The sequence below is a fragment of the Gilliamella apicola genome (assembly GCF_003202655.1).
GTDB classification, from domain to species: Bacteria; Pseudomonadota; Gammaproteobacteria; order Enterobacterales; family Orbaceae; genus Gilliamella; species Gilliamella apicola_R.
In genome coordinates this window covers 21585-39414 of sequence record NZ_QGLR01000014.1, presented here as the reverse complement: position 1 = coordinate 39414, position 17830 = coordinate 21585, and the positions used below count along the sequence as shown (strand labels likewise).

Below are 17830 nucleotides of genomic sequence, written 5' to 3'. Positions count from 1 at the left end.
GTAATACCTATCGATGTTGGGCTAATTCAATTAATCCTTGCTCAGCGAGTTTGGCTAAATAATTGACTGCTGGCATTATCATGTCTCGATTAACTAAAAATTTTGGATGATGCAAGGCATAAGGACTTTGCGAGCCAAGATTGATAAATGCCCCGGGTAGGTGATGTAAATAGTGGGCAAAGTCTTCACCGCCAAGTTGTGGTTGAAAATCAATGACCTCATAACCTTCTTGTTCAGCAATTTTTTGACAAAAGTCGACCCATTTAGCCATATTGATGATAGATGGTGGACCATCAAACCATCTTAGCTCTGCATTAGCGCCCATACTAAGGGCGATATTTTCAACAATACTTTTTAATTGTTGTTTAACTTTTAGTCTTATTTCTGGCGTAAGTGTTCTAACCGTGCCCTCCATCTCAACAGTTTCAGGAATAACATTCCATGTGTTTCCGCCTAAAAATTTGGTAATACTGACAACAACTGCATCAAGCCCACTTACTGTGCGACTTGATATTGTCTGTATAGCACTAATGATTTGTGAACCTATAACAATTGGATCAATCCCTGCTTCAGGCCTTGCTGCATGAGCACCAACCCCTTTTATGGTAATTTCAATACGATCAACGTTAGCTGAGAACGGTCCTGCTCGTGAGGCCATTTGGGTAATGGATAAATTCGGATTATTATGCATACCCAAAATAGCGTCGACACCATTAAGTGCACCAATTTCAATAAAATGTAACGCACCACTAAAATTCTCTTCGGCAGGTTGAAAAAGTAAACGGACTGTTCCTTTTAAATGCGATTCTTTAGCTTTTAATAGATAAGCGGCTCCCATTAAAACGCAAGTATGCAGATCATGACCACAAGCATGCATAACCCCTTGTTTTGTTGAACGGTATTGGCAATCAGATTGCTCATCAATGGGTAGGGCGTCAATATCAGCTCTTAGGGCTAAAACTGGTTTGCCTGAGCCAATTTCAGCTATAACCCCGGTTTTTGCACCTAATTCTAAAATACGAATATTGGCTTTTTCTAAGTAAGATCTTAGCTTTTTAGTGGTTTCAAACTCTTGATTTGAAAGCTCTGGATTTCGATGTAAATCGAGAAAAAGCTGTTCGATAAGCGGAGCAACTGCGTTTGTCATGGCAAATCCAATAGATAACAAATTATTGATATTATTACATTATCACAGCTGTTTTCTTTGCTCTAATAACCGTTTTTTATAACTTATTCCCAAAAGTTATAAGATAGAATTACTTGGAATAAATGAATTGTTTTTTTTGTGTTAGAGTATTTGGAAAATTTACATTTCACTGAGGATAGTTCAAATGAAAATGGGTTTTATCAAACAAAAATTAGTTAACAATGTTGTGGTATTAACATTATTTAGTGCTATTTTTTTCATTACAGCGTGCGATAACTCATCATCGAAAGCTGATAATCAAACTAAAAAAGAGATCAGTATGGGAGTATCCCCAGGACCATATAATGATCTGTTTAATGATGCGGTCAAACCAATACTTGAATCAGAAGGGTATAAAGTGAAATTAGTGAATTTTCCACATTTATTAGAATCTGATGTGGCATTAAGTGAAGGTAGTATTGATTTAACCGTAGCTCAACATACCGCATATATGGATGTATTCAATAGTCAACGTAAAGCCAATTTAAAACCAGTCGTGCATGTACCTTCTGTTCCTGCAGCGATATTTTCAAATAAATTTACTTCAATAGAAAATGTCTTTCCTGGTGCTAAAATCGGTATACCACAGGATGCATCAAATGCAGCTCGTTCATATAACTTGTTAGAAAAAGCTGGTTGGATTAAGTTAAAACCAAATACTAATCCAATTATTGTTGGTAAAAATGATATTGCCGAAAATATTGCTGGTGTGAATATTGTTGAAATGGATTCAGCTAATATTCCAAGAGTGTTAAATGAGTTAGACTTCGCGGTTATTCCCGGTAGTATTGTCTATTCTGCAAATATTGACTCAAAAAAAGCCCTATTATCTGAAACAATTATTCCTGATTTAGAAATTATGGTTGTGGTTAATGAAGGTAATGAAAATAGTCAATGGGCAAAAGATATAAAACGTATTTACCAATCACAACAATTTAAAGATTACATGCAAACACACAATCAAAATGGCTATTGGGTTATGCCACAAGAATAGTGAGAGCTTAGCCCGTTTATATGCGGGCTTTTAATATTTAGCCATACTGGTATCGATGGTTTGTGCCCAAGCATCAATGCCACCAGTTAAATTGTAAAGAAAATTATTATCAAAGCCATTTTCTAGTAAATAATTTGCCACGTTACGGCTTCTTACACCACGATGACAATAAATCACAATATCAATTTCGTCAGGAATTTTATCCAAATAAAGTGGAATTAAGTTCATTGGAATATGATTGGCGCCTTCTAGCATACAAATGGCGATTTCGTTCGATTCTCTAACATCTAGCAGATAAAACGGTACGTTACTATCCATCTTTTGTTTTAATTGTAATGGGGTTATCTCTTTTATTACAGTCATGATTAAAACTCATTTTATTTAAAAAGGTTGAAGAATGGGCTTTTTTAAAGCCCAATTTAATGCAATCTAACTAAAAAAACATCTTGCTAAAAAATAACAACATGGGATTTTATTAGGCGGCTAACGCTTTAGTAATTTTTTCATAGAGATCTTTAGATAAATTATCCAGTTTTAATAAACTCTCTAAAGCGGTTGTCATTTTTTTCTGACGATTTGCATCATAACGTTTTAATCGTATGAGTGGATCAATTAGTCTTGATGCCACTTGTGGATTTTTCTGGTTTAATTCCGTCAATATTTCAACTAAGAAATGATAACCACTACCATCTTCAGCATGAAAAGCGACAGGGTTATTGTTAACAAAAGCACCAATTAGACTTCTTATTCGGTTTGGATTATTGAGTGAAAAAGAGCGATGATTAAGCAGTTTTTTCACAGTGGACAATACATTTTGCTCTGGACTTGTTGCATTTAAAGCTAACCATTTATCCATCACTAAACCATCTTGATGCCATCTATTATCAAAATCAGTCAATAGCTCATGACGGCAATCTAGCTGCGCTTTTACCGCTGCGGTAAGTGCAGCTAAACAATCGGTCATATTATTTGCTTGTTGATATTGTTGTTTGACCAAGGAGTCTACTACTAATTTATCGTTTGCATAAGCTAATAACGATATACAGCAATTTTTTAACATGCGTTTGCCAATATCTGCATGTTCAATCTGATATAGTGAAGTTTGATTATGGTGATATACCGCGGTTAGTTCATCATAGAGTTCATTAGCAAAAATGCCTAATAAGAATTGGCGAACTTGATAAATCGCTATTGGATCAACGATATCAAATAGATTTGCCAATTCATTTTCCGAAGGTAAAGTTAGTATTTGTGCGATAAGTGCCGGTTCAGCAGAATCGGATAATAATATTCCTCTAAAAGCATCTAATAGTGAATCAGGAATCGCCATTGGTCGATTTTGTTGATAATGGCTTACATTTAACCGCACATATTTTGCTAATAACATCTGCGCAGCATCGTAGCGACTAAAAGCGTTGCTAGCATGTTGCATTAAGAATATAAGATCCTGATCTTGATAATTGTAATTGAGTTTTACCGGTGCTGAAAAATCTCTTAATAGTGAAACAATTGGTTTTTCTGAAACATGATCAAAAACAAATTCTTGTTTGGATTGGGTTACATTTAGTACATGATGAATAGGTTTATTTTGATATTGCAATGCAATCACATCACCATTTTGCTGATAAAGTTCGATATCCAATGGAATATGTAGTGCCTGTTTTTCACTTTGATCTTGCGTTGCTGGCGTATGTTGCTCAACAGTTAAGGTATATTGTTGATTTTGTGGATTATAACTGTCAGTTACTGTTAATACTGGTGTGCCTGATTGACTGTACCATAATTTAAACTGAGTTAAATCAATACCTGATGCATCTTGCATAGCGGCAACAAAATCATCACAGGTTGCCGCACTACCATCATGACGTTTAAAATAGAGTTTCATACCCGCTTGGAAGTTTTCTTCACCTAATAATGTATGCATCATACGAATTACTTCAGCACCTTTTTCGTAGACAGTAACTGTATAGAAATTATTCATTTCAATCACTTGTTCAGGACGAATAGGGTGAGACATCGGGCTCGCATCTTCAGCAAATTGTACGGTACGCAGTAGTTTGACATCGGCAATGCGTTTAACTGCTCTAAGCCCTTGGTCTGAAGTAAATTCTTGATCCCTAAATACCGTTAATCCTTCTTTTAAACTAAGTTGGAACCAGTCGCGACAAGTAACACGATTACCGGTCCAATTATGAAAATATTCGTGCCCAATTACCGATTCAATGCCGATATAATCATCATCGGTCGCAGTCTCGGGTTTAGCAAGGACATATTTAGAATTGAAAATATTTAGCCCTTTGTTTTCCATTGCGCCCATATTGAAGAAATCAACCGCTACAATCATGAAAATATCGAGGTCATATTCTAAATCAAAACGGCTTTCATCCCAGCGCATAGCGTTTTTTAAGCTGGTCATTGCCCATTGTGAACGATCTAAATTGCCTTTATCGACATAAATTTCTAAATCAATTTTTCGATTACTACGGGTGATAAACTGATCTTTTAATATGTCAAAGTCACCAGCTACTAATGCAAATAAATAGGCAGGCTTAGGAAATGGATCTTGCCATTGCACCCAATGTCTACCATCGGCTAGTTCACCTTGTGCAATGCGATTGCCATTAGACAAAAGAAAAGGATAATGTTGTTTATTAGCGGTAATTCGAGTTGAAAAGCGGGCTAACACATCTGGTCTGTCAAGATAGTAGGTAATGTGGCGAAAACCCTCCGCTTCACATTGGGTACAAAGCGCATCACCTGAAACATATAATCCTTCAAGCGCGGTATTATCAATTGGTTTGATTTGGTTAACAATAGTTAAAGTAAATTCAGAAGGAACATTTTTAATTGTTAAACCCGTTTTGGTGATTTGATAATCAGCCCAAGGTTGTTCATCAACATTTACTGAAACCAATTTAAGTTCTTCACCGTCTAATACTAAATCGTTAGCTTGAGGATTTTTTTTAATAACATGACTACGAGCGATAACTGTGGTTGTTTCTGCCGCTAAATCGAAATCAAGGTCAATGTCAGTAATCATAAAGTCGGGGGTTTTATAGTCGTGACGATATTTTGCAGTTGGTTGGATATCAGATGTACTCATTTTTCTATGCCTTATTAAATGATGCGCTTTTCATGTATTTGAACCAATCTAAATTGGTGTTAATTACTCGTGTTATCATTGATTATTAAGATAAAAGTAAATAAATTATCTTTGTTAATCGTTTTGGAGTGAGTTTGGATTAATTTACCAAAATGCTTTTAGTTAGATATTATAGCCTATTAAAAATAATCTTATTAGATAATTAAGCTATATCTTAATAATTATTCTGCTATAATCTCTAGAATTTTCTTTAAAGAACTGATAATAGATAGATATGTTACCCGCAATAATTACATCAATATTAGATACTGATGCTTATAAGTTGCATATGCAGCAGGCCGTATTTCATCACTACCCTGATGCCACTGTAGTTGCTCAGTTTCGCTGTCGAAGTGATGATCTACTTGGTCAATATGCCGATCAAATCGCTCATCAAGTTAAATTAATGGAGTCTTTAGCTCTTACCGATGACGAGTTCGCCTATTTATCTGGTATTCCTTTTTTTAAATCAGATTATTTAAACTGGTTAAAAAATTGGCGTTTTAATAGCCAGTTATTAACAATAAAAAACGAAGATGGTTTGCTAGTTATTCAAATTGAAGGCAAATGGGTTGATGTTATTTTATGGGAAGTCCCATTGCTTGCTGTAATTAGTGAGATTGTTCATAAAGATCGCTCACCGAATATCGGCGTAGAACAAGCATTGGCAAGACTTAAAGATAAATTAGCCAAGTTTGATGAGCAGACTCATGATATCGATATGTCAGGTTTTAATTTGATGGATTTTGGTACTCGAAGACGCTACTCTTTTGCTGTACAAGAAGCCGTTGTCAGTTATTTACAAAAGCATTTTACCAATTTTAATAGTACCAGTAACTATCTATTGGCATACCGTTTAGGATTGACTCCAGTTGGTACACAAGCGCATGAATGGTTTCAAGCGCATCAACGCTTAAGTCCTAATTTGCATGATTGTCAAAAAACGGCATTGCAAGTATGGTTAGCTGAGTATCCGCATGATTTAGGTGTCGCTTTAACGGATTGTATTACAATGGATGCTTTTTTGCGGGATTTTGATTACTATTTTGCCTCTCATTATCAAGGATTACGTCATGATTCTGGTGATCCGTTACAGTGGGGCGAGAAAGCGATTAGTCATTATCAACAATTAGGCATTGATCCTAAAACCAAATTATTGGTTTTTTCTGACAGTCTAAACTTTGATAAAGCTCTGAAAATTTATCAACACTTTAATCATCGGGTAAAATTATCATTTGGTATAGGTGGTTTCTTAGCTTGTGATATTCCCTCTACCGAGGTAAATACTAAATCGCTTAACATTGTGATAAAACTAACCGAATGCAATAATCAATCGGTAGCTAAGTTATCGGATAGTCCTGGTAAAACCATTTCGCAAGATTTGGCCTTTATTAACGAATTGAAAAGAACGTTTAAAATCAATCATTAATCATATTAACGATTAATGTTAACAATTGAAAAAGTAATAGAGCCTTATAATAAATCTGTATTATCAATCGAAATGATCTTTAAACGGATATTAAAATTCAGCTAATATATTACTTTTAATATTACTTACTATATAAATAATAAATAGAGATGGATAATTAAAATGAATTCAGTTGCTCCTATTGTTGACGTGCTACAAGGTAAAATTGCTGTTGGTAGTACCATTTCAGTTCAAGGTTGGGTTAGAACCCGCCGCGATTCAAAAGCCGGTATCTCATTTTTAGCAGTGTATGATGGCTCTTGTTTTGATCCAATCCAAGCGGTAATTGAAAAAGATTTACCAAATTATGAGCAAGATATTTTACGTTTAACTGCTGGCTGTTCAGTAAAAGTGACAGGTAAAGTGGTTGAATCTCCGGGGCAAGGTCAAAAATATGAATTGCAAGCAACGCAAGTTGACGTTTATGGATTTGTTGATGATCCTGAAACTTACCCAATGGCGGCTAAACGTCACTCAATTGAATATCTGCGTGAAGTTGCTCATTTACGCGCAAGAACCAATATTGTTGGTGCAATTACCCGTGTCCGCCATACCTTAGCACAGGCTATTCACCAATTTTTTGATGAACGTGGATTCTTCTGGCTTTCAACACCAATTATTACTGCCTCTGATACTGAAGGAGCCGGTGAAATGTTTAGGGTCTCAACACTCGATATGTTAAATCTGCCTAAAACTGATAATGGTAAGGTTGACTTCGATAAGGATTTTTTTGGTAAAGAAGCATTTTTGACTGTTTCCGGACAACTTAATGCTGAAACTTATGCTTGTGCTCTTTCAAAAGTTTATACTTTTGGTCCAACCTTTAGAGCTGAGAACTCAAATACTACTCGTCATTTAGCTGAATTTTGGATGATGGAGCCCGAAGTTGCATTTGCTGATCTTAACGATAATGCCAAACTTGCCGAAGATATGTTGAAGTATGTCTTTAAGACAGTACTTGAAAAACGAGCTGATGATATGCAATTTTTCGCGCAGCACATTGATAAAGATGCCATTAATCGTCTGGAAAGTTTCATTAATGCTGATTTTGCCCAAGTTGACTATACTGATGCCATTACTATTTTACAAAATTGTGAAGCTAAATTTGAAAACCCAGTAAGTTGGGGAATAGATCTCGCTTCTGAACATGAGCGATATTTAGCTGAACAACATTTTAAAGCACCAGTTGTGGTTAAAAACTATCCAAAAGATATCAAAGCATTTTATATGCGTATGAATGATGACGGTAAAACTGTTGCCGCTATGGATGTATTAGCGCCAGGTATCGGTGAAATTATTGGTGGTTCACAACGTGAAGAACGTTTAGATATGTTAGATAAACGGATGGATGAGTTAGGTCTTAAAAAAGAAGACTATTGGTGGTATCGTGATTTGCGCCGTTATGGAACCGTGCCTCATTCTGGTTTTGGACTCGGTTTCGAGCGGCTAATTGTCTATGTCACAGGGGTGCAAAATGTGCGTGATGTGATTCCATTTCCAAGAACTCCTCGTAATGCAAATTTCTAAAATCAGCTCAAATTATCAACTGACTAACAGTCAGTTGATATCAAATTTGCTATCAAAAAAAAGCTAATATTAGCGCAAAAAATAATCAAACAAACCAAATTTTAACCTTAGACACCATTTTTTTCGAAAAGTTCACTTGATTTTAAAAAATTTTAATACATAATTTACATTGCTTTGAAAGGTAAGATAAAAATAATAATTGAATATATTATTTTTGGATGAACAATCATTGTAATGAAATTGACACAAACCAAAAGATGTGTCTTTTAGGAAAATAACCATGAGGGTAAGAAATGAAACGTAATCTATTAGCAATCGCTATCCCTGCTCTTTTAGTAGCAGCTGGCGCAAATGCTTCTATCGAAGTGTGGAACAAAGACGGTAATAAAGTTGACTTTTATGGTCGAGTAAAAGCAGCTAACAATATCACTGACCGTGCTCAAGAAAAAGAAGGTGATGATACTTCAGCTCGTTTTGGTATGACAGGTCAAACACAAATCACTGACACTATTACTGGTTATGGTCGTTGGGACTATGATGCAAAAGCTGGTAATGCTACAGGTAAAAACGAAGTTCGTTATGCATTTGCTGGTTTAAACTTTGGTGACTTTGGTTCATTTGACTATGGTCGTAATGATGGTGTGTTAAAAGTTATCACTGCTTATACTGACGTATTACCACAATTTGGTGGCGATGCAGCGGACAACGCATTAAATGTACTTTCAGCTCGAACTAAAGCTGTTGCAACTTACCGTAATAACAACCTATTTGGCATAACAGACGACATTAGTTTTGCATTACAATATGCAGATAATGGCGATAACTCAACCACTAGTGATGGTGTTAGAGAAGGTTCTAGAGAAGCATATGGTGCCGTTGCAGAATGGAGAATTTTTGATACAGGTTTAACTATTGGTGGTGGTTATGCACAAACTGCTGGATCAGCTAAATCTAAAGGTTCTGTTGTTGATAATGGTTTGGATAATGATGATGATGATGATGATGATGATGATTATAGCTATCGCTATGGTGATTCTGATTATCGTCCATATAAAAGTGCTGGAAAAGTTAAAACTTGGGCAGCAGGTATCCAATACGATAACTACAATCTTCATTTAGCTGCTAACTACTTCCATTCTAAACATAAAAGCTCTGTGAAAGGTGTTTATGATGATAAAACCAAAGGTTTTGAGTTAGTTGCTCAATATGGTATTGATTTAGAAGTAGGCCGTTTAACTCCATCTTTAGCTTATGTACAACATAAAGTTAGTGGTAAAAACTACTCACATCATGAGCATGATGATTCCTTACCAAGTGGTAAGAATTTAGTTAAATACGTATCTTTAGGTGCTGAATACGCATTAAATAAAAACTTCAGTGCGATTGTTGAGTACAAATTCAATCTTCTTAAAAAGAAAGATATTGGTGCGTTTGACAACACAGCAAACTTAGATCGTGATAGTAAACATCGGTCTAAACCAGGTACTAAAGATGTGTTAGGTGTTGGTTTAATTTACCAATTCTAATCTCTTGAGATCTAAACTATCTCTGAAAAAGGCACTTAGGTGCCTTTTTTTTCATCTATTGAACGCGATTTCGTCTAAAAAAACATTTTATGCTTAAAAAAAATTAATGTTACCCCATAAAATAATATCAATTCGCAGAATAATGCTTGGTGGCGTTATTAATCCATAATGTTTGCAATAAAAATCTAGTATTCATAATAATAGATATCCCAGTAATAATTTAGTTGCTATTAGCTAGCAGCTATTTATTAAACCGAGAACAAAATATTTTGTATCTTTAATAATAAAATACCTAAGAGGGTAATTAAATGAAACGTAATCTATTAGCAATCGCAATTCCTGCGCTATTAATTGCAGGTACTGCAAGTGCTTCTATCGAAGTATGGAACAAAGATGGTAATAAAGTTGACTTTTATGGTCGAGTTTATGCTTTAAACTATCTTACTGACCGTGATAATCAAACCGGTGAAGGTGACAAAACTACCGCTCGTTTAGGTATGTCAGGACAAACACAAATCTCTGATAGCTTAAGTGGTTATGGTCGTTGGGAATATGAAGCAAAAACCGGATCATATGCTGATAACGAAACTCGTTATGCATATGCTGGTCTGAATTTTGGTGATTTCGGCTCATTTGATTATGGTCGTAATGATGGTGTATTAAAAACGTTAACTTCATATACTGATGTTTTACCTGAATTTGGTGGTGATGCATCAAATAATGATATTTATGCATTAACCGCTAGAACCAAAGCTGTCGCGACTTACCGTAATTCAGATTTCTTTGGTTTAGTTGACGGTTTACGTTTTGCTGTTCAATATGCAGATAATGGGGACAATAGTTCAACTCAATATCTAAATCATCACGAGCGTACTGGTCATGACAGTGCTGAAGCATGGGGTTCGGTAATTGATTGGGATGTATTAGATACAGGTTTATCAATCGGTGCTGGTTATGCACAAACTGGTGGTCATAAAGATGCTAAAGCATGGTCAGCAGGTGTTAAATATGATAACGATAATCTTTATTTAGCAGCACTTTATATTCAAGGTAAACAAAAAGCAGGTTGGGACAATGCCTCAACTACCCGTAAGGCTGATGATTTAAAAACTAAAGGTTTTGAATTAGTTGCACAATACGGTATTGATTTTGATATTGGTCGATTAACACCATCTGTTGCTTATATTCAACACAAAGTTAAAAATGCATCTAGTTTAACTAATGATAGCGGTCTTAAAGGTAATGATTTAGCTAAATATGTTGATATTGGTTTAACTTATGACTTCAATAAAAACTTATCAGCAATTGTTGATTACAAAATCAACCTGCTAGATAAAAATGATATTGGTGCACGTCGTAGTTTATATGAAGATGGTACATTTACTAAATCTCAAATCAAAGCAACTGCTAAAGATACTGTAGCGTTAGGATTAATTTATCAATTCTAATCATTTTATCTGGCGATTTAATGAAAGGCACTTCGGTGCCTTTTTTATTGAATTTTTTTCATTAAATACTGCTTGCTCTTTGTTAAATAGTCTGATAAAAAAGAAAAATAATAACCTTTTAGGACTAATTCAATGCTATATATTACTCGAAAATTACCAGCAAAGAAAAATATTGCTTTAGTCGCGCATGATCACTTAAAAGAAGCATTATTAAATTGGTGCAAAAAAAATCGCGAAGAGCTCTCTCATCATAATTTATGTGGAACAGGTACGACAGGCACATTAATCAAAAAAGAGACCGGATTAGATATAACACCAATGCTAAGTGGGCCTATGGGGGGCGATCAGCAAATCGGTGCGTTAATCGCAGAAGGTAAAATTGATATTCTTATATTTTTCTGGGATCCACTAAATGCCGTTCCGCATGATCCAGATGTAAAAGCCTTATTACGTTTATCAACGGTTTGGAACATTCCGGTTGCGACTAATCAAGCTACGGCTAATGCACTGATACAATCCTCAATCTTCACAAAAGAAGTGGAAATTGAAATTCCTGATTATCAAGGTTATCTAATTAAAAGAATACAATAAATGCCAATTCCATCACAAGTTCGTAAAACGGGTAGATATATATTATTACTTGATAATTTGTTTATTGTGTTGGGATTTTATGTAGTCTTTCCATTAGTGTCTACACATTTTGTTAGTCAAGTTGGCTGGAGTGCCTTATTCGTTGGTTTTGCTTTAGGATTTCGTCAATTCGTTCAACAAGGATTTGGCTTAATTGGCGGGGCAATAGCCGATCGTTTTGGTGCAAAACCAATGATTATAACCGGTATGTTTTTACGATCGGTTGGTTTTATCTCAATGGCATTAGCCACTGAACACTGGTTACTACTTGTTTCATGTTTACTCTCTGCATTAGGAGGATTGTTATTTGATCCTCCCCGAATGGGATTAACCATTAAATTTACCAGACCGCATGAACGAGGTAAATTTATTTCGTTGCTAATGATACAAGATAATGCCGGTGCCGTTATCGGCGCACTGATTGGTGGTATCTTAATAGATTATGATTTCCAATTAGTTTGCTGGTGTGGTGCTTTTATCTTTTTTTTATGTGGAATTTTTAATCTACTGTTCTTACCCGCTTATCATATTGCCATTGGTAAAGCCCCGATTATTAATGGCATGAAAATGGTTTTGCAGGATAAAAAATTTACTCATTATGTATTAACTTTAACTGGTTATTATGTGCTTTGGGTACAAATCATGTTGATGCTACCTTTAACCATTACTGCAGTCTCAGGTAGCCCAAGCTATGTAAAATGGATGTACGCTATTCAAGCGACTATTTCATTGATTCTGCTATATCCACTGGCGCGATTTAGTGAAAAGTATTTTAGGTTGGATCAACGTCTTAAATTTGGCTTATTGTTGATGTCATTTGCTTTTATTATTATTGGTTTTACATCACAATTATCTATTCTATTATCTCTCATCGCACTTTTTTACTTTGGCGCTATTATTGCTGAGCCAGCTAGAGAGACCTTAGCCACTGTTTTAACCAACCCGAAAGCCAAAGGTAGTTATATGGGATTTAGTCGATTAGGGCTTGCTTTAGGCGGATTTATTGGCTATACGGGTGCTGGTTGGCTTTACGATATGGCTATTCAAATTGGTTTACCTCATTTACCATGGATTGTTTTAACTTTAGTAGGCTTATTGACTTTAGGTTATTTAGAATATTTATTTAAAAATGAACCGCCTATAACTAAAGTTAAGATGAGAAAGATTGGCTGATTTCACCATTTTTAAATAAAATAGCTTCTCCAACAGCTAATTTAGTCCATATTTCGTTTGATGTTAACGGCATGGTTGAAATAATGGTTACAATATCATTTGGGGTGGTATGTTTTTGAAAGTCTATTTCTACATCTTCATCAATTAATTTAGCTTTACCAAATGGCGCTTTTCGGGTGATCCAATGTAAATTAGTTGAACAATAGGCAAATACATATTCACCATCAGAAAGCAACATATTAAAAATACCTAGTTCGGTTAATTTAATTGCACACTCTCGAATATAATCAAATAGTTCAATATCATTGGTTGGTTTTTGTGAATATTTTTTATGTAATTGATTGATTAAATAACAAAAAGCATATTCACTATCGGTTAATCCTACAGGTTGAAAAATACCAGTATCTAATTTTTGGTAGTCTGTCAGTTGCCCATTGTGAGCAAATGTCCAATTTTTTCCCCATAATTCGCGAGTAAAAGGATGGGTATTTTCTAAGGCAACTCCGCCTCGATTAGCCTGACGAATATGAGCAACTACTGCTGTAGATTTTATTGGGTATTGTTGAACCAATTTGGCAATAGGGGAAAAACTACAAGGTTGAGGATCTTTAAACGTTCGACATCCTTTACCTTCATAAAATGTTATTCCCCAGCCATCTTTATGTGGACCTTTATCACCACCACGTTTAATTAAACTGGTAAAACTAAAACAGATATCAGTCGGCACATTGGCGCTCATACCCAATAATTCGCACATATTAAGCCATCTCTTTTTCAATGAGTAAAATTAGAATATGAATTACTTTAATATGGATTTCTTGAACACGATCAGCATAACCAAAATGAGGTACACGAATATCTACATCGGCCAATCCGTTCATCTTTCCACCATCTTTACCTGTAAGCGTGATGATTTTCATCCCTTTTTGCTTGGCTGCCTCAATTGCTTTAATGACATTGGTTGAGTTTCCTGAAGTTGAAATGCCTAATAACACATCACCTTTTTGACCAACACCTTCAACGTAACGAGAAAAAATAGCGTCAAAGCCATAATCATTGCCAACGCAAGAGATATGGCTCACATCAGATATTGCAATGGCTGGGTAGGATGGTCGGTTATCACGAAAACGACCAGTTAACTCTTCAGCAAAATGCATGGCATCACAATGAGAACCACCATTACCGCATGAAAGTACTTTGCCACCCTGTTTAAATGAGTCAGCAATTAAAGTGGCCGCTTGTTGGATTTTTTTAAGGTTTTCATCATTTGCAACAAAATTAGTCAATACATCAATTGCCTGATTTAATTCGTCGCGAATAGTGTTAATGTACATCAATATTACCTCTTTTGTAGAAAGCTCTCCTCTTACCATTGTAATTAGTTAATAATTGCTTGCAAGCAATAAAAATAAAATTTCTTATAACGGTTAAAAGTGTTAAAACAATGACTAAAAAAATCAATATTTTTTATCAAGAGGAATAGCAATTTATTAATTGATAAATTACATTTTTTAGACATAAAATTTTCAAACATTAACTTTCGAATAATCATGGTTACTTTGGTTGGTTATCAACATGTTAATTCGCCATTTTTGCTAATAGGATAACCTTTTAATTTGTGCTATCATTAACAGATAATTTATTCACAAAAAGTGAAAATAAAATTGCATTCAGAACCAATTGATTAAGGAATAAATATGCAAACAGTTAAAGGTAAAGTTGCTGCACCAAAAGCCAAAGTAGCCATTATCGTCGCGCGTTTTAACCAATTTATTAATGAAAGTTTAGTTAATGGGGCTGTAGACGCACTAACGCGTATTGGTCAAGTTGAAGATAAAAACATTACGGTTATTTGGGTACCTGGCGCTTATGAAATTCCCTTAACAGCTAAAGTTGCTGCACAATCAAAAAAATATGATGCCATTGTCGCATTAGGTACGGTTATTCGTGGAAGCACCGCACATTTTGATTTTGTTGCTGGCGAGTCAAGTTCAGGTTTATTGAATACTAGTTTAGAGTATTCGATACCAGTTGGCTTTGGTATTTTAACGACAGAGAGTATTGAACAGGCAATTGAACGTGCTGGAACCAAAGCGGGTAATAAAGGTGCAGAAGCTGCATTAACCGCACTTGAAATGTTAAATGTTATCCAAACAATTAAGGAGTAAATTAGTGGCGTTAGTTAATCCTCGTCGTCGAGCAAGAGAGTGTGCTGTTCAAGCTATTTATTCTTGGCAAGTCTCTAGAAATGATCTTGCTGATGTTGAGAGCAGCTTTATGGCTGAACAAGATATGAAGGGTGTTGATAGCAAATACTTTAGAGAGTTACTTCATGGTGTTGCGAAAAACACTATAGAGTTAGATGAAAAAATGGCACCTTACCTAACTGAAAGAAAAGTTGCTGAGTTAGGACAAGTTGAATTAGCGGTACTGCGAATTGCAATTTATGAATTAATGAAGAGACATGATGTCCCTTACAAAGTCGTTATTAATGAGGCTATTGACTTGGCGAAAACTTTTGGAGCAGAAGATAGTCATAAATTTATAAATGGTGTATTAGATAAAATTGCACCAACCATTCGTACACGATAACGGTCTTTAATTGGGAATAATATGAACGATATTAGCGAAAAAAGTAAGCCCACAGTCTTTTATGCCAAAAATAGTCAATCCAATGTGAAGACACGCTCGGCAAAAGATAAAGGCAGTGATCATCAATATAAGCGTAAAAATGATGGTTTTCAGTCAAGTTCCAAAGCAAAACATGATCGAATTGAAACATTTCGACCAAAAATAGCCGATAAAACTAAAAAATCATCCAAACCGCAATTTGATCTGTCTGATGAACATGAGTCCCCGTGGCAAAAGAAAGTTCGCGATAATGATCAAACACCAACATTTGGTTACGATGAGTATCGACAAAAAAAAGAAGAGACCTTAGTTTATACGGAAAACAGCTGTAAAGCGGTATTTAAACATCGACGCACGGCTATTGTTAAGTTGTTTATAACGCAAGATATGACTTACCAATTTAAGGATTTAATCAGTTGGTTAGTCAAACAACGACTGGGTTATGATGTAGTCTCAACAGAGCAAATCACTAGATTAACCCAAACTCCACACCATGGTGGCGTCTGTTTAATTGTCAAAAAACGGATACCGCTCAATTTACCTGATTATTTGAGTAAATACGATGATAAAGTTAATGATTGCATCATTGCCATTGACGATGTTAATAATCCTCATAATTTAGGTGGATTAATTCGCAGCGCTGCTTTTTTTGGCATTAATGGAGTTATTCTGCGTCAAACCAATTTACTTGATAGTGGTTCGGCAATGCGCGTCGCTGAAGGTGGTATTGAAGCAATTGAACCAATTAAGAGTGATGATTTTATTGCATCTATAGATATATTAAAACAGCATGGTTATCAAGTTGTTGCTCTATTACCATGCCAGTTAAAATCTATTACATCAACTGAATTATACCAACTCAAATTTAAAAAGAAGGTAGCATTAGTTATTTTCCAACAAATTAACACAAAATTAATTAATTGTGCTGATAACGTTGTATATTTGAAAGGTAATGATAATATGTCAGCGTTAAATATTTCAGTTGCGACTGGGATTGTTTTATCAACTATTAAATATCAATCTTAATTGATATGGTTTTAATTATTGGCGAATTTTTGAGGAAGTTAACATTTTTATCTTCTGATAATATTAAATAGCATCAATTGGTTAGAAAATGGTTTTTTTTTCTGTACATTGGTATCCAGTTTTTAAATGTATTGGTAATTATTATGTCATCTAAACATCGAGTTGGTTTAATTTTTGGTAAGTTCTATCCGTTACACAGTGGTCATGTTTATCTTATTGAAAAAGCGTTAACGCAAGTTGATGAATTACATGTAATGCTAGGTTGTGAAGCAAGTCGTGATAAACAACTGTTTGAGAAAAGTCATTTACCTAGACAGCCACAAGTCAGTGATCGTTTTTCATGGTTAAAAGAGACCTTTAAAGATAGACATAATATTCATATCCATATTTCTGATGAAGCCGGAATTAACTATTATCCTAATGGTTGGCAAGAGTGGAGCGATAGCATTAAACGGATTTTATCCGAACATAAAATTGAACCATCGGTGGTATTTACTAGTGAACCTCAAGATGTAAAAGAACATGAACGTTATTTTGGTTGCCCAGTGGTTATTGTCGATGCCGATCGTGAATTCTTCAATATTAGTGCGACCAAAATTCGTGAAAATCCTTATCAAAACTGGTCTTTTATTGCCCAAGCGGCTAAACCTTTTTTTGTCAAAAAAGTGGCGATTATTGGGCATGATAAATTTAATGAATTACCGGTACAATTAGCCAATATTTATAACACTCAATATGTCTCTAATGGTTATTTAAATTATATTCAACGAGAAATTTCAACACCAGAAAATAAACGTTACTTAAGTGAAAATGATTATCTAAGAATCGCAATGTTACAAGTAGAGAGAATGACTAAAGCAGTTGAAAATGCCAATAAACTCCTCTTTACCTCTATTGATTTTGAAACATTAGCCCAATACTATGAACAGATTTTTGGTAAAACTAACGAAGTCTTAAATGGACTAAAAAATAGTTATCAGTTTGATTTAATTATCCATGAAAGCCAATTACCTGCAAATTCTACCCCATTACAATATTTCGAAATTGTTTCTAAAATGGTTGACTCATTATTGATTTAG

General features: G+C 34.9%; 16 protein-coding genes. 11 read left to right on the top strand and 5 right to left on the bottom strand.

The genetic code is table 11. The features are described 5' to 3' along the window. Nucleotides 1-7: 7 nt before the first annotated feature. Entirely contained in the window at nt 8-1147 is a 1140-nt protein-coding gene (locus DKK70_RS12665; protein WP_110434344.1) for an amidohydrolase, read from the bottom strand. Between the two features lie 184 nt (nt 1148-1331). On the opposite strand from DKK70_RS12665, the gene DKK70_RS12660 reads away from it, so the two are divergent. Then, on the top strand, nt 1332-2180 hold the full coding sequence (locus DKK70_RS12660) for a MetQ/NlpA family ABC transporter substrate-binding protein (protein WP_219999783.1): 849 nt from the start codon (nt 1332-1334) through the stop codon (nt 2178-2180). 30 nt (nt 2181-2210) lie between these two features. On the opposite strand, the gene DKK70_RS12655 is transcribed toward DKK70_RS12660, so the two are convergent. Together DKK70_RS12655 and pepN are read right to left on the bottom strand one after the other, a co-directional pair. After that, nucleotides 2211-2543: a rhodanese-like domain-containing protein gene (locus DKK70_RS12655; protein WP_110434343.1), complete on the bottom strand. Its 333-nt coding sequence runs from the start codon at nt 2541-2543 to the stop codon at nt 2211-2213. Nucleotides 2544-2655: 112 nt separating this feature from the next. Continuing rightward, nucleotides 2656-5283 carry an aminopeptidase N gene (pepN, locus tag DKK70_RS12650; protein ID WP_110434342.1) on the bottom strand — a complete coding sequence of 876 codons (2628 nt, stop codon included), beginning with the start codon at nt 5281-5283 and terminating at the stop codon, nt 2656-2658. Between the two features lie 274 nt (nt 5284-5557). Here pepN and pncB point away from each other — a divergent pair, with 274 nt between their 5' ends. The 6 genes from pncB to mdtH all read left to right on the top strand — a co-directional run bounded on the left by pncB (nt 5558) and on the right by mdtH (nt 13094). Then, nucleotides 5558-6751, top strand: coding sequence for a nicotinate phosphoribosyltransferase (pncB, locus tag DKK70_RS12645; RefSeq protein WP_110434341.1), 1194 nt, complete (start codon nt 5558-5560; stop codon nt 6749-6751). A 162-nt stretch (nt 6752-6913) separates the two neighbouring features. Then, nucleotides 6914-8317: an asparagine--tRNA ligase gene (gene asnS, locus DKK70_RS12640; protein ID WP_110434340.1), complete on the top strand. Its 1404-nt coding sequence runs from the start codon at nt 6914-6916 to the stop codon at nt 8315-8317. A gap of 293 nt (nt 8318-8610) precedes the next feature. Beyond that, complete coding sequence (locus tag DKK70_RS12635) at nt 8611-9843, top strand: porin (RefSeq protein WP_110434339.1); 1233 nt, start codon at nt 8611-8613, stop codon at nt 9841-9843. 308 nt (nt 9844-10151) lie between these two features. Next, a complete protein-coding gene (locus DKK70_RS12630; protein WP_110434338.1) occupies nt 10152-11291 on the top strand; it encodes a porin in 1140 nt (379 codons plus the stop codon). Between the two features lie 132 nt (nt 11292-11423). Further along, complete coding sequence (locus tag DKK70_RS12625) at nt 11424-11882, top strand: methylglyoxal synthase (RefSeq protein WP_034883504.1); 459 nt, start codon at nt 11424-11426, stop codon at nt 11880-11882. Further along, nucleotides 11883-13094 (top strand): multidrug efflux MFS transporter MdtH, encoded by a 1212-nt coding sequence (gene mdtH / locus DKK70_RS12620; protein WP_110434337.1) that lies wholly within the window; start codon nt 11883-11885, stop codon nt 13092-13094. Here mdtH and DKK70_RS12615 read toward each other — a convergent pair. Both DKK70_RS12615 and lpcA read right to left on the bottom strand, forming a co-directional pair. Continuing rightward, nucleotides 13072-13833 (bottom strand): class II glutamine amidotransferase, encoded by a 762-nt coding sequence (locus tag DKK70_RS12615; protein WP_375334994.1) that lies wholly within the window; start codon nt 13831-13833, stop codon nt 13072-13074. The two genes, mdtH and DKK70_RS12615, sit on opposite strands and share 23 nt — an antisense overlap. Before the next feature lie 19 nt (nt 13834-13852). Further along, nucleotides 13853-14428, bottom strand: coding sequence for a D-sedoheptulose 7-phosphate isomerase (lpcA, locus tag DKK70_RS12610; protein ID WP_110434335.1), 576 nt, complete (start codon nt 14426-14428; stop codon nt 13853-13855). A gap of 363 nt (nt 14429-14791) precedes the next feature. Here lpcA and ribH point away from each other — a divergent pair, with 363 nt between their 5' ends. The 4 genes from ribH (at nt 14792) to nadR (ending at nt 17830) form a co-directional block, all read left to right on the top strand. Beyond that, nucleotides 14792-15262, top strand: a complete 471-nt coding sequence (gene ribH, locus DKK70_RS12605) for a 6,7-dimethyl-8-ribityllumazine synthase (RefSeq protein WP_110434334.1) — start codon at nt 14792-14794, stop codon at nt 15260-15262. Between the two features lie 4 nt (nt 15263-15266). After that, nucleotides 15267-15686: a transcription antitermination factor NusB gene (nusB, locus tag DKK70_RS12600; protein ID WP_219999782.1), complete on the top strand. Its 420-nt coding sequence runs from the start codon at nt 15267-15269 to the stop codon at nt 15684-15686. A gap of 21 nt (nt 15687-15707) precedes the next feature. Next, nucleotides 15708-16751: a TrmH family RNA methyltransferase gene (locus tag DKK70_RS12595; protein ID WP_110434332.1), complete on the top strand. Its 1044-nt coding sequence runs from the start codon at nt 15708-15710 to the stop codon at nt 16749-16751. A 143-nt stretch (nt 16752-16894) separates the two neighbouring features. Beyond that, nucleotides 16895-17830 (top strand): multifunctional transcriptional regulator/nicotinamide-nucleotide adenylyltransferase/ribosylnicotinamide kinase NadR, encoded by a 936-nt coding sequence (gene nadR / locus DKK70_RS12590; protein ID WP_110434331.1) that lies wholly within the window; start codon nt 16895-16897, stop codon nt 17828-17830.

Bases quoted from the DNA above. Each gene is read 5' to 3' on its own strand.
- DKK70_RS12665 (WP_110434344.1), bottom strand. From the start codon at position 1,147: ATGACAAACGCAGTTGCTCCGCTTATCGAACAGCTTTTTCTCGATTTA.
- DKK70_RS12660 (WP_219999783.1), top strand. From the start codon at position 1,332: ATGAAAATGGGTTTTATCAAACAAAAATTAGTTAACAATGTTGTGGTA.
- DKK70_RS12655 (WP_110434343.1), bottom strand. From the start codon at position 2,543: ATGACTGTAATAAAAGAGATAACCCCATTACAATTAAAACAAAAGATG.
- pepN (WP_110434342.1), bottom strand. From the start codon at position 5,283: ATGAGTACATCTGATATCCAACCAACTGCAAAATATCGTCACGACTAT.
- pncB (WP_110434341.1), top strand. From the start codon at position 5,558: ATGTTACCCGCAATAATTACATCAATATTAGATACTGATGCTTATAAG.
- asnS (WP_110434340.1), top strand. From the start codon at position 6,914: ATGAATTCAGTTGCTCCTATTGTTGACGTGCTACAAGGTAAAATTGCT.
- DKK70_RS12635 (WP_110434339.1), top strand. From the start codon at position 8,611: ATGAAACGTAATCTATTAGCAATCGCTATCCCTGCTCTTTTAGTAGCA.
- DKK70_RS12630 (WP_110434338.1), top strand. From the start codon at position 10,152: ATGAAACGTAATCTATTAGCAATCGCAATTCCTGCGCTATTAATTGCA.
- DKK70_RS12625 (WP_034883504.1), top strand. From the start codon at position 11,424: ATGCTATATATTACTCGAAAATTACCAGCAAAGAAAAATATTGCTTTA.
- mdtH (WP_110434337.1), top strand. From the start codon at position 11,883: ATGCCAATTCCATCACAAGTTCGTAAAACGGGTAGATATATATTATTA.
- DKK70_RS12615 (WP_375334994.1), bottom strand. From the start codon at position 13,833: ATGAGCGCCAATGTGCCGACTGATATCTGTTTTAGTTTTACCAGTTTA.
- lpcA (WP_110434335.1), bottom strand. From the start codon at position 14,428: ATGTACATTAACACTATTCGCGACGAATTAAATCAGGCAATTGATGTA.
- ribH (WP_110434334.1), top strand. From the start codon at position 14,792: ATGCAAACAGTTAAAGGTAAAGTTGCTGCACCAAAAGCCAAAGTAGCC.
- DKK70_RS12595 (WP_110434332.1), top strand. From the start codon at position 15,708: ATGAACGATATTAGCGAAAAAAGTAAGCCCACAGTCTTTTATGCCAAA.
- nadR (WP_110434331.1), top strand. From the start codon at position 16,895: ATGTCATCTAAACATCGAGTTGGTTTAATTTTTGGTAAGTTCTATCCG.